This window comes from Plantactinospora sp. B6F1, from assembly GCF_040120695.1.
Lineage (GTDB): Bacteria > Actinomycetota > Actinomycetes > Mycobacteriales > Micromonosporaceae > Plantactinospora.
Genome location: NZ_JBEEAC010000003.1, coordinates 206990 through 224363 on the forward strand (window position 1 = coordinate 206990; position 17374 = coordinate 224363).

The window sequence follows — 17374 nt, forward strand, 5'->3', positions numbered from 1 at the left end:
GCCGCACCCGGGGGGTCAGTAGGCGGCGGCCAGGAACCCGGCGGTGAGCAGCAGCGGGCCGCCGATGCTCACCAGGGCGGCGGCGTGCCGGTTACGCCGCCCGGCCAGCCGCAGCGCACCGGTGATCCAACCGGCTCCCACGCAGCAGAGCAGTACCATCCCGAAGCCGAGTACCCAGCGCAGGTGCAGCAGGCCGGTACCCGCGCCGACGTACGCCTGCCTGCTCTCCGCCCCGGTCATCCGGGCCGTCACCCGGCTGCCGAACTCCCGGTGTGCCCCGTCGACGTCGGCCAGCCGGACGTCGTACACCCGCAACCGGCCGCTGTCGGCGCTGAACGTGCCCCGGCAGTGTTGCCCGAGCCCTCGCCCCGTGCAGGTCTCCACCGTCGCGGTACCCACCTCGCCGTGCCCGGCGGCGAGCCAGAACGGCTCGGCGCTGACCCAGGCGAAGAAGCTGGCGACCAGGGAGCAGAGGATCACTCCGGCGAGCCCGAGCGCCGGGTTCCGCTGCGGCTTCGGCGGTCGGGGTGCCCGCTGCCCGGTCGCGGCCGGGTCCTTCGGCCGGCCGTACCAGGTCCGGGGGGTCGGCTGGACGGGTGTGCCGTCCCAGTGGACCTCCTCGATCGGCAGCCAGAAGTCGTCCTCGTCGGCCGCGTCCGGCTCCGAGCCGGCCGGTCCGGTCGGCAACTGGCCGGTCGAAGTGTTCCAGGCCGGTCCGGTGGCCCGGGGTGCCCGCTGGGGCAGCATCGCGAGCGGGGCGCCGGTGGTCGGTTCGATGCCGGACGGTCCGGCGAGGGTGCCGGGGGCGCCGAGCCAGGCGGAGCCGAGCGCGGGCGTGGCGCCCCGGAACGGTCCGGCCGGCGCGGGCTCGTACGCCGGGGCCGGGCGCTGCTGCGGCGCCGGTCCCGCCTCGGCGGCCGACTGCCCGACCGGTCCGGGTCCGGTTGCCGGCCGCTCCACCGCTGCCGCCTCGGTCTCCGGGCGTCCGACCGCTCCCGGATCGGCTTTCGGGCGCCCAACGGCCCCCGCCTCGGCTTCCGGGCGCCCAACAGTCCCCGGATCGGCGGGCGGCGGGTGCTCTACCACCTCGGCGGACGCCTCGGAGTCGACCGGCGCCGGTGGATCGGGCTCGCCTGCGGCAGGGCACGTTTCCGCTGCCTGCTGCCCACCCTCGTGGCCCGTCACCCGTCCATTGGACAACGCTGATCCGGCTCGAACGGGCAGCGCGACACGCGTGTCGAAGGAGAAAAAAGTCGGATATCAGTCTGAATATTGGCAGGTTAGGCGATCTTTCAGCTCACTAGGCTAGGTGTCGATGAGTCACGTTCTCGCGGCGGTCGCCTGGCCGTACGCCAACGGCCCACGACACATCGGTCACGTCTCCGGCTTCGGGGTCCCCTCCGACGTGTTCAGCCGATACATGCGGATGGCCGGCCACGACGTACTCATGGTCAGCGGCACAGACGAGCACGGCACGCCGATCCAGGTGCAGGCGGACCGGGAGGGCGTCAGCCCGCGCGAGCTGGCCGACCGCTACAACCGGGTGATCGTCGAGGACCTGCACGGGCTCGGCCTCTCCTACGACCTCTTCACCCGGACCACCACCCCCAACCACCACGCGGTGGTGCAGGAGCTGTTCGAGACGCTGCACCGCAACGGATACATCGTGCCCAAGGTGACTATGGGGGCGATCTCGCCGTCCACCGGCCGTACCCTGCCGGACCGCTACATCGAGGGCACCTGCCCGATCTGCGGCTACCCGCACGCCCGGGGCGACCAGTGCGACAACTGCGGTAACCAGCTCGACCCGGTCGACCTGGTCAACCCGCGCTCGAAGATCAACGGGGAGACGCCCCGGTTCGTCGAGACCGAGCACTTCTTCCTCGACCTGCCGGCCTTCGCCCGGGCGCTCACCACGTGGCTGGACTCCCGGGAGGGCTGGCGGCCGAACGTCCTGCGGTTCTCCCGGAACCTGCTGGACGACCTCCAGCCCCGGGCGATCAGCCGGGACCTGGAGTGGGGCGTACCGATCCCGCTTGAGGGCTGGCGCGACCGCAGCGACAAGCGGATCTACGTCTGGTTCGACGCGGTGATCGGCTACCTGTCGGCGTCCATCGAGTGGGCCCGGCGCTCCGGCGACCCGCAGGCGTGGCGGCGCTGGTGGGCGGCGGACGCCCAGCGCGGCGGCGGCGTCGACGGGGACGCCCGCGGCTACTACTTCATGGGCAAGGACAACATCGTCTTCCACTCGGTGATCTGGCCGGCGCTGCTGCTCGGCTACGACGGCGAGGGTGACCGGGGCGGTGAGCCCGGCGATCTGGGCCGGCTCCAGCTGCCGACCGAGGTGGTCTCCAGCGAGTTCCTGACCATGGAGGGTCGGAAGTTCTCCTCGTCCCGCCAGGTCGTCATCTACGTACGCGATTTCCTGGCCCGGTACGACGCCGACGCGCTGCGCTATTTCATCGCCGTCGCCGGGCCGGAGAGCCAGGACACCGACTTCACCTGGGCGGAGTTTCTGCGCCGCAACAACGACGAGCTGGTCGCCGGCTGGGGCAACCTGGTCAACCGGTCGATCTCGATGGCCGCGAAGAACTTCGGCGCGATCCCGCCGGTCGACCCGGCCGGGCTGACCGAGGCCGACCAGGCACTGCTCGGCACCGCACGGGCCGGGTTCGGCACCGTCGGCGGCCTGATCTCCAGGCACCGGCAGAAGCAGGCGATCGGCGAGGCGATGCGGGTCGTCGCGGAGGCGAACAGGTACCTCTCCGAGCAGGCGCCCTGGAAGTTGCGAAGCGAGGCTGACAAGCCCCGGATGGGGACGGTCCTGCATGTCGCGCTCCAGGCGGTCAGCGACGCCAACACGCTGCTCACGCCCTTCCTGCCGTACTCGGCCCAGCGGGTGCACGAGCTGCTCGGCGGCACCGGCGTGCACGCGCCGATGCCATCGATCGTGGAGGTGGACGACCTCGACGGCGGACCGTCGTACCCGGTGTTGACCGGGGACTACACGGTCGGGGCGAGGTGGGAGTCGGTACCGGTCGAGGCGGGGCGGCCACTCGCCGCGCCGAAGCCGGTCTTCCGCAAACTCGACCCGTCCATCGTGGACGAGGAGCTCGCCCGACTCGGCGACTGACCCGAGCCGCCCGCTATGATTCGGCTCGTGACGGCACCCAACGACGGAAGCAGGCCGCAGATCCGGCAGGACGTGCCCACCCCGGCCCGAATGTACGACTACTGCCTCGGCGGCAAGGACAACTTCCCGGTCGACCGGGCGGCGGTGCTTGCCGTACACAAGCAGTTTCCGGAAGGGGTGACCGAGGCCCGGAACAACCGGCTCTTCCTCTACCGGCTGGTCCGCTTCCTGGCCCGGGACGCCGGCATCCGGCAGTTCCTGGACATGGGCAGCGGGTTGCCGACCCAGGCGAACGTGCACCAGGTGGCCCAGCGGTTCCAGCCGGACGCGCGCGTGGTCTACGTCGACAACGACCCGATCGTGCTGTCGCACGGCCGGGCGCTGCTCGCCGACGACCGGACCACCACCGTGATCGCCGCGGACATGACCGAACCGGAGCGGATCCTCGACGACCCGGAGACGCGGAAGCTTATCGACTTCTCCGAACCGGCCGCCGCGCTGTTCCTCTCGATCGGCCACTCGATCGTCGACGACGAGAAGCTGCGGGGCATGTTCGAGACGGTCTGGGCGGCGCTGGTCCCCGGCAGCTACCTCGCGTTCTCCCAGGTGTGCGGGGTCGACCGGGCGACGGTCGAAGAGGGTAACGAGATGACCAGGCGGCTCGGCCTGTCCTGGCGCAACCGCACGGTGGCCGATGTCACCGAGCTGCTGCGCGGGCTGGAGCCGGCGGAGACGATCGAGCCGGGTCTGGTCAAGGTCGTCGACTGGCGTCCCGACCCCGACCAGCCCACGTTGGCACATGTCGACGAGCCGCTGCGGCCGTACCTGGAGTCGCCGCCGCGCAACCAGCGGTCGATGGAGTGCGGCGTGGTGTTCCGCAAGCCCTGAACTGTTCCGCGAGCCCTGAAACAACCGACCGGGTGTCTGGCATAGCCAAGGTGTGAAAGCACTACGACCCGGGAGGGGCACCTTGGCGAAGACGCATGTCCGAAGGCCGGCCGGACGGAGCACCGGTGCGGACTGACATCGAACTGCTGGTGGCCTCGGACCACGACGCACACGCCTTCCGCGAGCTGTACGACAGGTACGCGAACGTGATCCACGGGTTCTTCCGGCGGCGCACCGGTGAGCACGAAGCGGCGTTGGACCTGACCGCCGAGACCTTCGCCCAGGCGTGGCAGTCCCGGCACCGCTTCGTCGACGAACGCGGCGGATCGCTGGGACCGTGGCTCTTCGGCATCGCCCGCAACCTGCTGCTGCGGGCGGTACGGGACCGGCGGGTACTCGCCGAGGCCACCGCCCGGCTCGGGATGCGGGCCGAGCGGGCCGCCGTCATCCCCGACGAGAGTTGGCTCGACGGCCTGGACGCGGACCTGGAGACCGCGCTCGCGTCCCTGCCAGCGGCGCAGCGCAGCGCGGTGGAGCTGCGGGTGCTGCACGACCGCAGCTACGAGGAGATCGGCGACGCGCTCGACTGCTCACCCGGCGCGGCCCGGATCCGGGTCTCCCGTGGACTCACGGCGCTGCGCGGACGACTCCGACCGACCGGCCCGACCCGGGCAACCCAGACGAGGAGGGCATCCTGATGACCAACGACCTGCACCCGGACCTGGTCCGGCTCGGCAACGTACTGGAGCACGCCGTGAGTCGGGAGATCGCCGCGAGCGCACCCCGCCGGGTACACCGCCGACGGCTGTTCGGGTCCCGGACCGCGTTCCTCGCGGCGGTCACCGTCGGTGCGCTTGCCGTCGGCGGCGGTGCCGCTGCCGCCGCCGTCGCGCTGCTGACGCCGGACACCGTCGCCCGGGGCATGCCGGGCTCGGCGGTGATCTTCGAGGGCACCGACCCGACGTGCACGACCGAGGACAGCGTCGTCTTCACCTGCACGCTCAGCCGGGCGCCGCAGGACGACGTGCGAACCGACCTCTCCAAGATCCCCGAAGCGAAGCGCCCGACCAAGCCGAGGGTCGTCGACTTCAAGGACCGCAAGGAGGCCTTCGTCGACGGGCAGCGCAGGATCGCCGGCGGATGTGTCGGTGCCGACACGGTCGGCCTGCACTGGACCTGCTACGCCGGCCAGCGGGCCGTGGACGAGGGGATCATCGGCCAGGACCTGCTCGGCGAGTACCAGCCGACCCCGGCCCGGGGCTGACCGACCCGCCACCGGACAGGCCGGGGACAGCGTCGCTGCCCCCGGCCGACGGGCCTCACCTGGACGCCAGGTGCGTTACGCGACCTCGGTGACGTACCTGGTGTCCAGGTCACCGGCCGAGGCGAGAATGGACCTATGCAACGGTTGTCACGGAAGGACGCAGGGTCGGCGAGGACGCGCTCGGCACCGCCACACAGGCCGAGGAAGCGCACGGCTGGAACACCGTCGCCGACCGGGAGGGCTTCCTCGTCGCCTATCCGAACGGGACCAGGCCGACCTGGGCGGTAAGCGACGGCCGCTGCGGCCCTGCGGTCCGGGCCGGGGTCGACGACGTGGCATTCGTCGAGGGGCTGGTCCGGGCCGTCGCCGCCGAACTGCCGGTCGACCCGAACCGGGTCTACGCCACAGGCATCTCCAACGGCGGGATGCTGGCGTACCGGCTGGCTGCGAGAGCAGCACCTTTGCCGCGATCGGCCCGGTCGCCGCCACCAGGCTGGGGCGAGTGCCCGTCCCCGGCGCCGATATCGCTGATCCACATCCACGGCAGCGCCGACCCGACGGTGCCGTACGGCGGCGGCCCCGGCCTGCTCGACCTCGACCCGCCCTCCTCGGCCCTGTCCGCCACCGAGACGCTCTGGAGCTTCTTCGTCGCCCACCCGAAGCCCTCACCCCCAGCCCGGTAACACGCGCCGCCGACCTCACAACGGCACTTTTCGGCCGACGGCGATACTCCTCCACACGAGACTGTCGAGCTGCCCCGCCTGTGCTCCCGGCGTGCTGTCCCGCACGTGCTCCCGGCGTGCTGCCCCGCCTGCCGCCCGAGCGACGACCGTCACCTGGACAACAGAGGCGCTACGCGGCATCGGTAACGCCTCTGTTGTCCAGGTCACCGGCCGGTACACCGGCTACCGGTGGGCGGCGGCGCGTACGGAGTGGACGAATCGGCGCCACGGGGAGGGCGGAAAGGTGAGGACCGGGCCGTACGGGTCCTTGCTGTCGCGTACGGCGACCAGGTCGGGCAGGTTGTCGGCGACCTCGACGCAGTTGCCCTCCGCCCCGCTGCGGCTGCTCTTGCGCCAGGCGGCACCGGTCAGCTCGACTCGTCGGTCGATCATCGTCTCTCCCCTGCGAACGATCTGATCACGTCGTTCGATTCTGTCTCCGACAGGGCGAGCCCCGATCCGCCAGATCTTCACCGTCGAACACTCCGCCGCCGCTCCGGCCGTCCTGATCGTTATGCCGCCCTCGTCGCGGAGCTGACGCAGAAGCGCGGCCGAGTTGTCGCCGGGGCACGGTCGTCCGGTTCTGGTCCATTGCCGTTGCCTTTCGCCGATAGTGAAATGCGGTGGAATTGCAGACCGAAATGCCGTTTCGGCGCGGGTAGGGGAGTTGGCGGCCCAGGTGCGGGTAGCAAGGGCATCGCGCCGATAAGCGAGGTGTAATTCGGCTCCGATCATCGACAGTGATATTAGTAATGCCCAATCGCTACGGGCACCCGCGAATCGCGAGTACTCCGAGTGCCGCCGATGGCGCGGGCGGCTGTTCCATCTCTTTCAGTGGGCGCGCGCGATCCTGCTCTCACGGGTTGCGGAGTCGTAGGATCGTGGCGGGACGAAGCTCGCGGACCGCCAGACCGACCGGAGGAAACGATGCGCAACACCGAAATGGCGAAGCTCGGCGGGCTCGTCGGCGAGTGGACGGCGACGCTGTCGGACGCCTGGTTTCTCGAACCGCCGGGCGCCACGGTGCCGGGCACCACCACCGTCGAGTGGCTCGGAGAGTCGCTACTGGTCCTGCGGTCGGAGTTCGGCGGAGGCGGGCACGCGCATTCCGAGATGAGCCTCGTCCTCGGGCGCAGCGACCCGAACGACCGGTTCGTCGCGCTCTACCAGGACGACCGCGGCGTCTGCCGGCAGTTCGCCATGACCTTCGACGGCGGGTACTGGACGATGCTCCGCGAGGACCCCGACTTCCACCAGCGCTTCACCGCCGAGGTCGAGCCGGATCGGATCCACGGCCGTTGGGAGGCGTCCGAGGACGCCGGCAAGACCTGGCGAAAGGACTTCGACCTCACCTTCGCGCGCCTGCGCTGACGCGTCTCAAACGCGGTACGGCACGTCGAGGAGCTGGTCGTCGGCGACCTCGACCGCCGGCGCCCACGCCTCGTAGACCCCGCGCTCGTAGACCCCGCGCTCGTAGCACTGCGCCGAGTGCGGCGACGTTGTCCGGGTCGGGCCGGCAGAGCCGTACCCGCAGCCAGCCGCCCTCCTTCCCCGACCTCGCTGGCGTGGGCATACCGGTGATAGCGGTAGCGGGCGTCGGGGCGGCGGTCCCGCTCGAAGCCGGGCGCCGCGCCGCTCCGGTGCTGAACAACTCGTACGCGGCACCCCGGGCGAGTTCCCCCGTCCCCGCCGGTTCGGCCGACGCCTACCGCCCCGCTATCCGGGCCCATCCGGTACGCCCGGGCCAGAGCACGGGACCGATATGTGATGCTGGCGGCGATGAGTCAGCAGCCGACCGAGAGCCGCCATCAGCGGGCCGCCCGCCGGGCGGGGGAGTATCCACCGGTACCCGAGCCGCTGCCGGTGCCGGTGCTCGACAGCCACACCCACCTGGACATCACCCTCGCCGAGGCGGACCCGCCGCCCTGGCACGGCCGGTCGGCCGATCCGGTGGCGGCAGCGGTCGAACTGGCCACAGAGGTCGGGGTGGACCGGCTGGTGCAGGTCGGTGTCGACGTGAGCTCGTCCCGGTGGGGTGCCGAGGTGGCGGCGCGGCAGCCGGCCGTGGTCGCCACGGTGGCGCTGCACCCGAACGAGGCGCCCCGGCTCGCCGACCTGGACGAGGCGCTGCGGGAGATCGAGGCACTCGCCGCCGAGGAACGGGTACGCGGGATCGGCGAGACCGGGATGGACTTCTTCCGGACCGGGGACGAGGGTCGGGCGGCCCAGGAGGCGAGCTTCCGGGCGCACATCGCGATCGCCAAGCGGTACGCCAAGCCGCTGGTGATCCACGACCGGGACGCGCACGCCGACGTGCTGCGGATCCTCGACTCGGAGGGTGCCCCGGAGACGGTGGTGCTGCACTGCTTCTCCGGCGACGCCGACTTCGCCACCGAGTGTGTCCGGCGCGGCTACCTGCTCAGTTTCGCCGGCACGGTCACCTTCGGCAACGCCGGCGCACTGCGCGAGGCGGCCCGGGTCACCCCGCTGGACCAGATCCTGGTGGAGACCGACGCCCCGTACCTGACCCCGATGCCGCACCGGGGGCGGCCGAACGCGTCGTACCTGATTCCGCTGACCGTCCGGTCGCTGGCCGAGACGACCGGCGCCGACCTCGGCGAACTCTGCGCGGCGCTCTCCGCCACCGGCGACCGGATCTTCGGCCCCTGGTGACCACCGCCCGGCCATGTCGCGGGTCAGGCCGACCTCCGCCGGCTCCGCGTGCCGCGACCGGTGCCGGATAGTGTACCGCCGGTCGGCTGGGTCGGCACCCCGCCGCCCATGCCCTCGGCGGCGAGTCGCCGGGCCGCCCAGGGGGTGATCACGAAGCCCCGCTTCACGGTGAGCAGCTGCACCCCGGCCGTCCACGCCCGGATACCGTCTATCCCACCGAGAGTCCTGGTGGTGAACTCGAAGACGTCGGCGTGGGTCGGCAGGATCACCTCGCACATCAGCGACTCCTGGCCGAGCGTCGCGGCGACGTAGCGGACGCCGCGCAGCGCGGCCAGTTCCCGGGCCACCCCGTCGAGCCGGGACGGCGCCACCGAGAGCCAGAAGAAGATCTCCGCCTCGAAGCCGAGCGCCGTCGCCGGGACCAGCGTGATCACCTGTACGCAGCCCGCGTTGTACCGCGACTCGAACCGCCGCCGGACGGTGCTCTCGCTGACTCCCAGCCCGCCGGCCACGGCCTGGAAGCTGTTCCGGCCGTCCTCGCGGAGCGCCGCGATGATCCGCTCGTCCAGTTCGTCGAGGTGCGCCGGGGGGCAGTCGTGCACCGGCGGCGGGGCGACGAGCTGGGGCCCGGTGCCGAGCAGGTGCCGGGACCACTCGTGGGTCGACTTGTAGGTGTGCAGGTTCAGGTCCGCGACGCTGCCCTGCACCCCGGGGACCTTCTGCAACCCGTTGAGCAGCACGCTGTGCAGGCTGGCCCCCTTGGGCACCAGTACCTCGGCGACCAGATCGTAGACCCCGGTCACCAGTGCGACGAACCGGATCTCCGGCATCGCGGCCAGCGCCTGCGCGGCGGCGAGCTGGCTTCCCGCCGCGCAGCGGATCCGCACGATGAGCAGGTCGGCCCGCCCGCCGCCGGGCTGCGGCGCGGCGGCGACCTTGACCAGCCCGTCGGCGAAGAGTTGCTGCGCCCGGCGCGCCACGGTGGTGACCGAGGTACCGGTGAGCTGGGCGATCTCCGTCCAGCTCGCCCGGCCGTTGACCTGGAGCGCGGCGACGATGCGCCGGTCGGTCGGGTCGAGGTCGTAGGTCTCGCCGGGCGTCATGCCCGGTGCGCCGGTACGCCGGCCAGGAAGTCGTGGACGACCTGCTGGAAGCGCTCCGCCTCCTCCAGCTGCGGGGAGTGCCCGGAGTGCTCGAAGACCACCAGTTTCGCGTCCGGGATCAGCTCGACGATGGTTTCGCTACGTTCCACCGGCGTGATCCAGTCATGTCGACCCACGGTGACCAGGGTCGGACAGGAGATCCCCGGGAGCAACGACTTGATGTCGTAATTCGGCTGGTTGACGGCGAATGCGAAGTTGTGCGTGGCAAACCGGTCGTAGTAGCGGCGCTGCTCGACGATCGGCTCGCCGAGCAGGAAGGTCCGCTCGCGCTCCACGAACCGTGCGCCGAGGCTGCGAGTGTGCGGGATCTGTGCGGCGGGCCCGAGATCATCCGGGCATGCGTACTCGGAGGCTTTCCGCCGCCGCCGTCGTCGGCCTGCTCACGGTCGCGGCGCTCGCCCAGCCGGCGCACGCCTGGACGCCCACCGTCTCCTCGTCGGGCGTGCCGCTCCCCAACGGGGTGTACCCCGGACAGGCCGGCTATCAGACCGCCGGCTACTACCAGTACGCGCCCTCGATCGTCCAGACCTCGAGCACCCAGCGGATCATCTACTACTGCGCCAACCAGGTCGAGTACGACCGCAAGGCGGGCAACGGACTACAGGCCACCCACGACCACGTCCTGTTCAACGTCGGCACCCGGCAGTCGAACGGCTCGTACAGTTGGGGCCGCACCCAGGTGGCGCTCCGGCCCCGCCTGGAGCCGGGAAATCCCGGGTACCATCCGGCCACACCGCGCTGGGCGGCGTACCACATCTGCGACCCGGAGGTCGTCAAGGGCAGGTTCACGTACCCGACGGCGGACGGCGGGCGGCGGACCTACACCTGGGCGATGTTCTTCACCGGGGCGGACAACGATGACGGCGGCGCCGACGGCCGGTTCAACGTCGTCGGCCTCGCGCTGGCCACCTCGCCGCTCGGTCCGTGGACCATCGTCGCGAACCCCGTCATCGACATCACCGAACCGGACTACAACCCGGCCGGATACGGCGTGGGTCAGCCGAGCGTCACCAGCGTGAACGGGCAGGGATACCTGCTGCTCTTCTACAGCGGGCTGGACTGTGCCGCGCTGGACCGCCCCGAGCCCGGTTGCGACGGCACGGACCGGGGCACCGCCGTGCGCACGCTCGACATCAGCAACGCCGACGCGCCGGTTCTCGGCACCAGGTCGTTCGTCACGACCGCCGGGCTCACCCCCGAGCCGTTCCTGCCGAACTCGGGGCGTTTCCTGCACAACGCCTCGTGGGCCTACGACTTCAGCCGGGACTCGTTCGTCATCTCCCGGGACACCGGGGCACTCGGCGGCAACGAGGTCCAGGAGTCGGTCGAGATCGACCGGATCGCCGGAGCCAGCATCTGGGCGGGCGGCGGCACCTGGACCGTCATCGGGCAGATCACCGGCGCCCAGACCGGATACCGGTGGAACCACAACTCCGGGCTGGTCCGCGACGCATACGGTGGGCTCGCCTACCGGGCCCCGCTCGACCACTCGGGCGTCGACGTGTACTTCGCCACCGAGCCGGGCCAGAGCACGGTGACGCCACCCTGGGACGGGTACTTCAGTTACCGGATGCGGCACTGCACATCGCCGCTGCACGAGTCGCCGCCGCAGCAGGCTCGGTGACAGGGCGTCAGCAGGCTCGGTGACCGGGCGGCAGCAGACTCGGTGATCCGGCGTCCGGCGCGCACCGGTGCGCCGCCCGGCCCGCCCCGCTGACCCGTACCCTGTCACAGCGTGGCCGCAGACCTGCTCGGACCGGTGGAGATCCGGGAACTCGCCGCCCGGCTGGGCGTGCAGCCGACCAAGAAGCTCGGCCAGAACTTCGTGCACGACCCGAACACCGTGCGCCGGATCGTCAGCGCCGCCGGGCTGACCTCGGCGGACGTGGCCCTGGAGGTCGGGCCGGGGCTGGGCTCGCTCACCCTCGGCCTGCTGCCGGTGGCCGGGCACGTGCACGCGGTCGAACTCGACCCGGTGCTGGCCGGAGCGCTGCCGGCGACCGTGCAGCGGCACGCCGGCCCGGCCGGTGCGGCCCGGTTGACCGTGCACCCCGCCGACGCGCTGCGGATCACCGCCGGCGACCTCGGTGAGCCGGCCCCGACCGCGCTGGTGGCGAATCTGCCCTACAACGTCGCCGTGCCGGTGGTGCTGCACCTGCTCGCCGAAGTGCCGGGCCTGCGGCGCGGACTGGTGATGGTGCAGAAGGAGGTGGCCGACCGGCTGGTCGCCGGCCCCGGCTCCCGGACGTACGGCGTCCCGTCGGTCAAACTCGCCTGGTACGCCGACGCGCGCAGCGCCGGCCGGGTGCCGCCGAACGTCTTCTGGCCGGTGCCGAACGTCGACTCCGGGCTGGTCGCCTTCACCCGGCGTGAACCGCCCCGGACCGACGTACCCCGGCAGCGGGTCTTCGCGGTGGTCGACGCGGCGTTCGCGCAGCGCCGCAAGACCCTGCGGGCGGCGCTGGCCGGCTGGGCCGGCGGCCCGGACCGGGCGGCCGCGGCGCTGGTCGCGGCGGGGGTCGATCCCGGTGCCCGGGGTGAGTCGCTGACCGTCGGGCAGTTCGCCGCGATCGCCGCGTCGGCCCCCGTGGCCGCCCCGGCAGCCGAGTAGGCTGACGGCGTGTGTGGCAGGAGATGGTCGACGTGACGGCCGAGCCCGGCATCCCGGCGGCCCGGCGGCCGTGGTCACCCGACCCGCTCCGGCAGCGGCCCGCCCGGCCCAGGGTCAGGGACATCGCTGCATGACCGAGGCGTGGCGGCCGGACGAGGAGGACGAGCGTCCGCGCCGGAGGATGTCCGGCCCGGTCAAGGTCCGGGTGCCGGCGAAGGTCAACCTCCATCTCGGGGTCGGGCCGCTGCGCCCGGACGGCTACCACGAGCTGAACACCGTCTACCAGGCGATCTCGATCCACGACGAGCTGACCGCCCGCCGGGGGGACACCCTCACCCTGACCATGGAGGGCGAGGGCGCCGGTGAGCTGGCCCTGGACGAGTCCAACCTGGTGATCCGGGCCGCCAGGGCGCTGGCCGGGTACGCCAGGGTGCCGGCGCACGCCCGGCTGCACCTGCGCAAGCAGATCCCGCTCGCCGGCGGCCTGGCCGGTGGCAGCGCCGACGCCGCCGCCGCGCTGGTCGCCTGCGACGCGCTCTGGGGCACCGACCTGAGCCGGGACGAGCTGGCCGGGATCGGCGCCGGGCTCGGCTCCGACGTTCCCTTCCTGGTGTACGGCGGCACCGCGCTGGGCACCGGACACGGCGAGACGATCAGCCCGATCCTGGCCCGGCCGGTCACCTGGCACTGGGTGGTGGCGATCGCCGAGGTCGGCCTCTCCACCCCGGCCGCCTACCGCGAACTCGACCGGCTGCGCGCCGAACACGCCGCCCCGCCGCCGCTGCGCAACGCCGACGCGCTGCTCGCCGCACTGCGCGGCCGGGATCCGGCCCGGCTCGGCCGGGCGCTCGGCAACGATCTCCAGGCCGCCGCGCTCTCGCTGCGCCCGGCGCTCACGGAGACGCTGAAGGCCGGCGAGGCGGCCGGTGCGCTCGCCGGCATCGTCTCCGGATCCGGCCCGACCTGTGTCTTCCTGGCCACCGACGGCGGTCACGCCGAGCGGGTCGCCGCCGAGCTGACCGCCTCCGGGCTGTGCCGGACGGTCCGGATGGCGTACGGGCCGGTCCCCGGCGCCCGGGTGAGCTGACCGGGGCGACTACCGTCTGGGTACATGGCCAACATCGTCAATCTGGACCGGGTCTCCAAGGGGTACGGCGCGGCTGGGCAGCTCCTCACCGACGTCTCCCTGGGCCTTTCCGACTCGGACCGGATCGGCGTCGTCGGGCTCAACGGCACCGGCAAGTCCACCCTGCTGCGCCTGCTGACCAAGGCCGAGGAGCCGGACAGCGGCCGGGTGACGCACCGCCGCGACCTGCGGGTGGCCGCGCTGCCGCAGACCCTGGTGCTCGACCCCGAGGCCCGGGTCCGGGACGTGGTGCTCGGCACCGCCTGGCTCGCCGAGGGGTTCGGCGCCGAGCACGAGTGGGCCGGGGACGCGGGCGTACGCGCGATCCTGGACGGGCTCGGCATGCCGTACCTCGGGCTGGACCAGCCGGTCGGGCCGATGTCCGGCGGCGAACGGCGGCGGGTGGCCCTGGCCGCCCTGCTGGTCCGCACCGCCGACCTGCTGGTGCTGGACGAGCCGACCAACCACCTCGACGTGGCCGGGGTGGACTGGCTGGCCCGACACCTGGTCGGCACGCGCGGCGCGCTGGTGGTGGTCACCCACGACCGGTGGTTCCTGGACGCCGTCTGCACCGCCACCTGGGAGGTCGCCGACCGCACGGTACGCGCCTACGAGGGCGGCTTCGCCGCCTGGACGCTGGCCCGGGCCGAACGGGAACGGGTGGCCGCGGCCACCGAGGCACGCCGGCAGAACCTGCTGCGCAAGGAGATCGCGTGGCTGCGGCGGGGCCCGCCGGCCCGGACCTCCAAGCCGCGCTTCCGGATCGAGGCGGCGAACGCCCTGATCGCGGACGTACCGCCGCCGCGGGACACCGTGTCGCTGCAACGGATGGCCACCGCCCGGCTCGGCAAGCAGGTGTACGACCTCACCGACGTCACCCTGTACGCCGGGGAGAAGCTGATCCTCGACAGGCTGACCTGGCAGGTCGGCCCCGGCGACCGGATCGCGATCGTCGGCGCGAACGGGGCCGGCAAGACCACCCTGCTCCGGCTGCTGGCCGGGGTGCGCGGCCCGGACGCCGGGCAGTTGCGGACCGGCTCCACCGTCCGCTCGGCGTTCCTGTCGCAGGAGCTGGCCGAGCTGCCGGGCCAGCTGCGGGTGCTGGAGGCGGTCGAGGAGGTGGCCCGCCGGGTCGTCCTGGGGGACCGGGAGATCAACGCGTCCCAGCTCGCCGAGATCTTCGGCTTCGACGACCGGCGGCTCTGGACCCCGGTCGCCGACCTCTCCGGCGGTGAGCGGCGGAGGCTGCAACTGCTCCGGCTGCTCGCCGCCGAGCCCAACGTGCTGCTCTTCGACGAGCCGACCAACGACCTGGACACCGACACCCTGGCCGCGCTGGAGGATCTGCTCGACTCCTGGCCCGGCACCCTGGTGGTGGCCAGTCACGACCGCTACCTGGTCGAACGGGTCACCGACGTGGTGTACGGGATGTTCGGTGACGGCCGGCTGGTGCACCTGCCCGGCGGCGTCGACGAGTACCTGGCCCGCGCCGCCACGCCCGGCGGGCCGCCGCCGGACGGGCGGAGCAACGGTGCGGTGCCGGTCGAACGGCCCGAGGGGGCGTTCTCCGGCGGGGAGCTGCGGGCGGCCCGCAAGGAGCTGAGCCGGCTGGAGCGGCAGATCGGCAAGCTGGAGCAGCGGGAGACGGCGCTGCACGGCCAGATGGCCGAGCACGCCACCGACTACGCCCGGATCGCCGAACTGGACGACCAGCTTCGGGCGGTACGGGCCGAACGGGAGCAAACCGAGGAGGCCTGGCTGACCCTGGCCGAGCAGGTACCCGAGGGCTGAGCACCGCCGGATCGACGGCCGGGCCCGGACGACGGCCGCGAATCCACCGCGCCGCACGTGACCGCCGACATGCTCGGTGGGGGTGTGCGGGGTCACCCGGAGGCGATGCGGAAGAATCTCGCTCCGACCCTCACTGGCAACGGCGTTGGAGACTGTTGATCATGGCCCACAACCCCGTCAACCATCCCGCGCGGCCGATCTACCGGGCGATCGGCGGGCTGGCCGGCCTCTACCTGGTGACCTTCGGCGTCCTCGGCTTCGTCCAGGCCGGCGGCGGCGAGTTCTTCGCCCAGGACGACACCCTGGTGCTCGGCCAGGGGACCAACCTCGGCCACTCGGTGATCTCGATCGTGCTCGGCCTCGTCGTACTGGTCGCCACCCTGGTCGGCCGGAACGTCGACACCGTGGTCGACAAGTTCCTCGGATACGGCCTGATGGCGCTCGGCCTCGCCGAACTGGCGGTGCTGCGTACCGACGCCAACTATCTCAACTTCACCGTCACCACCACCATCGTGACGATGATCCTCGGCGTGGTCCTGCTGATGTGCAGCATGTACGGCAAGGTCGGCTCCGAGGAGGAGGCCAAGGCCTGGCAGGACGCCCGCCTCGTGCTCTGAACCACCCTCGTGTCCTGAACCACCCTCGCACCGGTCGGACGTCGGCGTACGTCCGGCCGGTGCAATCCGGCGTTCGCCGCGCGATCTCCTCCGGCCCGGGTGACAATCCGGTAGAAAGCCGTCCACCGGTTGCGAGGAGGGGGAATGGCGCACATTCCAATCAACCATCCGGCCCGGCCGATCTACCGGGTACTCGCCGGGCTGATCGGCCTCTACATCGTGGTCTTCGGCATCTTCGGACTCTTCGAGACCGCCGGGGACGACTTCTTCAGCCGGAGCAGCCACTGGGTGCTGGGGCTGCGGACCAACCTGGCGTTCGCGACGGTGTCGGTGGTCTTCGGGCTGGTGGTGCTGGCCGGCGCGGTGCTCCCGGGCAATTTCGGGCACCTGATGAACCTGGCCATCGGGGTGGTCTTCCTGGTGGTCGCGATCGTCATGATGACCGTGTTGCAGACCGAGGCGAACATCCTCAACTTCTCGATGTCGACGGTCGTCGTGTCGATGCTGTTCGGCCTGGTCCTGCTCGCCACAGGTCTGTACGACAAGGTCGGCCCGCCGGAACTCGCCGAGAAGGAACGCGAGACGCGCAGCAGTTCGAGCGCCCGCACCGGCCGCTGAGACCAGCGGCCGGCGACTCAGCGGGCCCGGCGGGTGAGCAGGGTCGGCTTGGCCTCCAGGTGGGACAGGCCGTTCCAGGCCAGGTTCACCAGGTGCGCCGCCACCGTCTCCTTGCGCGGCTTGCGTACCTCCAGCCACCAGCGGCCGCTCAGCGCCACCATGCCGACCAGGGACTGCGAGTAGAGTTCGGCGAGCTTCGGGTCGTAGCCCCGGCTCTTGAACTCGGCGCCCAGGATGTGCTCCACCTGGTGCGCCACGTCGTTCATCACGCTGCTGAAGTTGCCGGTCGCGGAGAGCACCGGCGATTCCCGGACCAGCACCCGGAAGCCGTCGGTCTCCTCCTCGATGTAGTCGAGCAGGGCCAGCGCCGCCTGCTCCAGCAGCTCCCGGGGGTGCCCGGCGGTCAGTGCCGTGGTGACCCGGTCCAGCAGGGCGCGTACCTCCCGGTCGACGACGACCGCGTAGAGGCCCTCCTTGCCGCCGAAGTGCTCGTAGACCACCGGCTTGGAGACCTTGGCCCGGGCGGCCACCTCCTCTATCGAGGTGGCGTCGAACCCGCGCTCGGCAAATGCCTGCCGGCCGATGGAGATGAGCTGCTCGCGGCGCTGCGCCGCGGACATCCGTACCCGGGAACCGGGCTTGGCGGGCGGCGCCGGGGCCTGCCGGCGGCCGACCCCGCGGCCGGTACGCGGAACGTCTTCCACATCGTCGTCCCGCTGCCGTCCCGTGGTGCCGCGTCGACTCGCGCCGTCCCCGGTGGCGCCCTGG

At 72.0% G+C, this 17374-nt stretch carries 16 protein-coding genes and 3 pseudogenes; 14 read left to right on the forward strand and 5 right to left on the reverse strand.

The window, feature by feature from the left end; translation table 11 throughout:
- Positions 1-15: 15 nt before the first annotated feature.
- Complete coding sequence (locus ABNF97_RS06530; RefSeq protein ID WP_349337952.1) at positions 16-960, reverse strand: hypothetical protein; 945 nt, start codon at positions 958-960, stop codon at positions 16-18.
- A 355-nt stretch (positions 961-1315) separates the two neighbouring features.
- Here ABNF97_RS06530 and metG point away from each other — a divergent pair, with 355 nt between their 5' ends.
- The 5 genes and pseudogenes from metG to ABNF97_RS06555 form a co-directional block, all read left to right on the forward strand.
- Positions 1316-3133, forward strand: coding sequence for a methionine--tRNA ligase (gene metG, locus ABNF97_RS06535; protein ID WP_349337953.1), 1818 nt, complete (start codon positions 1316-1318; stop codon positions 3131-3133).
- Between the two features lie 27 nt (positions 3134-3160).
- On the forward strand, positions 3161-4021 hold the full coding sequence (locus tag ABNF97_RS06540) for an SAM-dependent methyltransferase (protein WP_207230650.1): 861 nt from the start codon (positions 3161-3163) through the stop codon (positions 4019-4021).
- A 125-nt stretch (positions 4022-4146) separates the two neighbouring features.
- The gene (locus ABNF97_RS06545; protein WP_130465068.1) at positions 4147-4719 is read left to right on the forward strand and encodes a sigma-70 family RNA polymerase sigma factor; all 573 of its coding nucleotides are present in this window, start codon (positions 4147-4149) and stop codon (positions 4717-4719) included.
- A complete protein-coding gene (locus ABNF97_RS06550) occupies positions 4719-5285 on the forward strand; it encodes a hypothetical protein (RefSeq protein WP_349337954.1) in 567 nt (188 codons plus the stop codon). Before ABNF97_RS06545 ends, ABNF97_RS06550 begins: the two co-directional genes overlap by 1 nt.
- A gap of 209 nt (positions 5286-5494) precedes the next feature.
- Positions 5495-5968: pseudogene (locus ABNF97_RS06555) on the forward strand (CE1 family esterase); the annotation flags it as partial.
- Between the two features lie 222 nt (positions 5969-6190).
- On the opposite strand, the gene ABNF97_RS06560 reads toward ABNF97_RS06555, so the two are convergent.
- Positions 6191-6400, reverse strand: coding sequence for a DUF397 domain-containing protein (locus ABNF97_RS06560; RefSeq protein WP_130465067.1), 210 nt, complete (start codon positions 6398-6400; stop codon positions 6191-6193).
- 534 nt (positions 6401-6934) lie between these two features.
- Here ABNF97_RS06560 and ABNF97_RS06565 point away from each other — a divergent pair.
- Positions 6935-7378, forward strand: coding sequence for a hypothetical protein (locus ABNF97_RS06565; RefSeq protein WP_130465066.1), 444 nt, complete (start codon positions 6935-6937; stop codon positions 7376-7378).
- Positions 7379-7774: 396 nt separating this feature from the next.
- Positions 7775-8680, forward strand: coding sequence for a TatD family hydrolase (locus ABNF97_RS06570; protein WP_349337955.1), 906 nt, complete (start codon positions 7775-7777; stop codon positions 8678-8680).
- Between the two features lie 23 nt (positions 8681-8703).
- Here the strand turns inward: ABNF97_RS06570 and ABNF97_RS06575 are convergent, their stop codons facing one another.
- Positions 8704-9783, reverse strand: a complete 1080-nt coding sequence (locus tag ABNF97_RS06575; protein ID WP_349337956.1) for an Lrp/AsnC family transcriptional regulator — start codon at positions 9781-9783, stop codon at positions 8704-8706.
- Positions 9780-10118 (reverse strand): alpha/beta fold hydrolase, encoded by a 339-nt coding sequence (locus tag ABNF97_RS06580; protein ID WP_349337957.1) that lies wholly within the window; start codon positions 10116-10118, stop codon positions 9780-9782. The genes ABNF97_RS06575 and ABNF97_RS06580 overlap by 4 nt, the downstream gene beginning before the upstream one ends.
- A gap of 62 nt (positions 10119-10180) precedes the next feature.
- Between ABNF97_RS06580 and ABNF97_RS06585 the strand changes: the two genes are divergently transcribed.
- The 7 genes and pseudogenes from ABNF97_RS06585 (at position 10181) to ABNF97_RS06610 (ending at position 16606) form a co-directional block, all read left to right on the forward strand.
- Positions 10181-11467, forward strand: coding sequence for a glycoside hydrolase family protein (locus ABNF97_RS06585; RefSeq protein ID WP_349337958.1), 1287 nt, complete (start codon positions 10181-10183; stop codon positions 11465-11467).
- Positions 11468-11578: 111 nt separating this feature from the next.
- Complete coding sequence (gene rsmA, locus ABNF97_RS06590) at positions 11579-12454, forward strand: 16S rRNA (adenine(1518)-N(6)/adenine(1519)-N(6))-dimethyltransferase RsmA (RefSeq protein WP_349337959.1); 876 nt, start codon at positions 11579-11581, stop codon at positions 12452-12454.
- A gap of 130 nt (positions 12455-12584) precedes the next feature.
- Positions 12585-13541 (forward strand): 4-(cytidine 5'-diphospho)-2-C-methyl-D-erythritol kinase, encoded by a 957-nt coding sequence (locus ABNF97_RS06595; RefSeq protein ID WP_349337960.1) that lies wholly within the window; start codon positions 12585-12587, stop codon positions 13539-13541.
- A gap of 24 nt (positions 13542-13565) precedes the next feature.
- A pseudogene (locus tag ABNF97_RS06600) lies at positions 13566-15075 on the forward strand (ABC-F family ATP-binding cassette domain-containing protein); the annotation flags it as partial.
- A gap of 86 nt (positions 15076-15161) precedes the next feature.
- A pseudogene (locus ABNF97_RS34125) lies at positions 15162-15371 on the forward strand (ABC transporter C-terminal domain-containing protein); the annotation flags it as partial.
- 161 nt (positions 15372-15532) lie between these two features.
- Positions 15533-15988 carry a DUF4383 domain-containing protein gene (locus tag ABNF97_RS06605; RefSeq protein WP_130465058.1) on the forward strand — a complete coding sequence of 152 codons (456 nt, stop codon included), beginning with the start codon at positions 15533-15535 and terminating at the stop codon, positions 15986-15988.
- Between the two features lie 144 nt (positions 15989-16132).
- Positions 16133-16606, forward strand: coding sequence for a DUF4383 domain-containing protein (locus tag ABNF97_RS06610; RefSeq protein ID WP_130465057.1), 474 nt, complete (start codon positions 16133-16135; stop codon positions 16604-16606).
- Between the two features lie 17 nt (positions 16607-16623).
- On the opposite strand, the gene ABNF97_RS06615 is transcribed toward ABNF97_RS06610, so the two are convergent.
- Positions 16624-17226 carry a TetR family transcriptional regulator gene (locus ABNF97_RS06615; protein ID WP_349338056.1) on the reverse strand — a complete coding sequence of 201 codons (603 nt, stop codon included), beginning with the start codon at positions 17224-17226 and terminating at the stop codon, positions 16624-16626.
- Positions 17227-17374 lie beyond the last annotated feature (148 nt).

What these genes read in the sequence shown, in the direction of transcription:
- ABNF97_RS06585 (WP_349337958.1), top strand. Translation starts at nt 10,181, where the DNA reads ATGCGTACTCGGAGGCTTTCCGCCGCCGCCGTCGTCGGCCTGCTCACG.
- ABNF97_RS06610 (WP_130465057.1), top strand. Translation starts at nt 16,133, where the DNA reads ATGGCGCACATTCCAATCAACCATCCGGCCCGGCCGATCTACCGGGTA.
- ABNF97_RS06570 (WP_349337955.1), top strand. Translation starts at nt 7,775, where the DNA reads ATGCTGGCGGCGATGAGTCAGCAGCCGACCGAGAGCCGCCATCAGCGG.
- ABNF97_RS06560 (WP_130465067.1), bottom strand. Translation starts at nt 6,400, where the DNA reads ATGATCGACCGACGAGTCGAGCTGACCGGTGCCGCCTGGCGCAAGAGC.
- ABNF97_RS06575 (WP_349337956.1), bottom strand. Translation starts at nt 9,783, where the DNA reads ATGACGCCCGGCGAGACCTACGACCTCGACCCGACCGACCGGCGCATC.
- ABNF97_RS06550 (WP_349337954.1), top strand. Translation starts at nt 4,719, where the DNA reads ATGACCAACGACCTGCACCCGGACCTGGTCCGGCTCGGCAACGTACTG.
- ABNF97_RS06595 (WP_349337960.1), top strand. Translation starts at nt 12,585, where the DNA reads ATGACCGAGGCGTGGCGGCCGGACGAGGAGGACGAGCGTCCGCGCCGG.
- metG (WP_349337953.1), top strand. Translation starts at nt 1,316, where the DNA reads ATGAGTCACGTTCTCGCGGCGGTCGCCTGGCCGTACGCCAACGGCCCA.
- ABNF97_RS06565 (WP_130465066.1), top strand. Translation starts at nt 6,935, where the DNA reads ATGCGCAACACCGAAATGGCGAAGCTCGGCGGGCTCGTCGGCGAGTGG.
- ABNF97_RS06605 (WP_130465058.1), top strand. Translation starts at nt 15,533, where the DNA reads ATGGCCCACAACCCCGTCAACCATCCCGCGCGGCCGATCTACCGGGCG.
- ABNF97_RS06615 (WP_349338056.1), bottom strand. Translation starts at nt 17,226, where the DNA reads ATGTCCGCGGCGCAGCGCCGCGAGCAGCTCATCTCCATCGGCCGGCAG.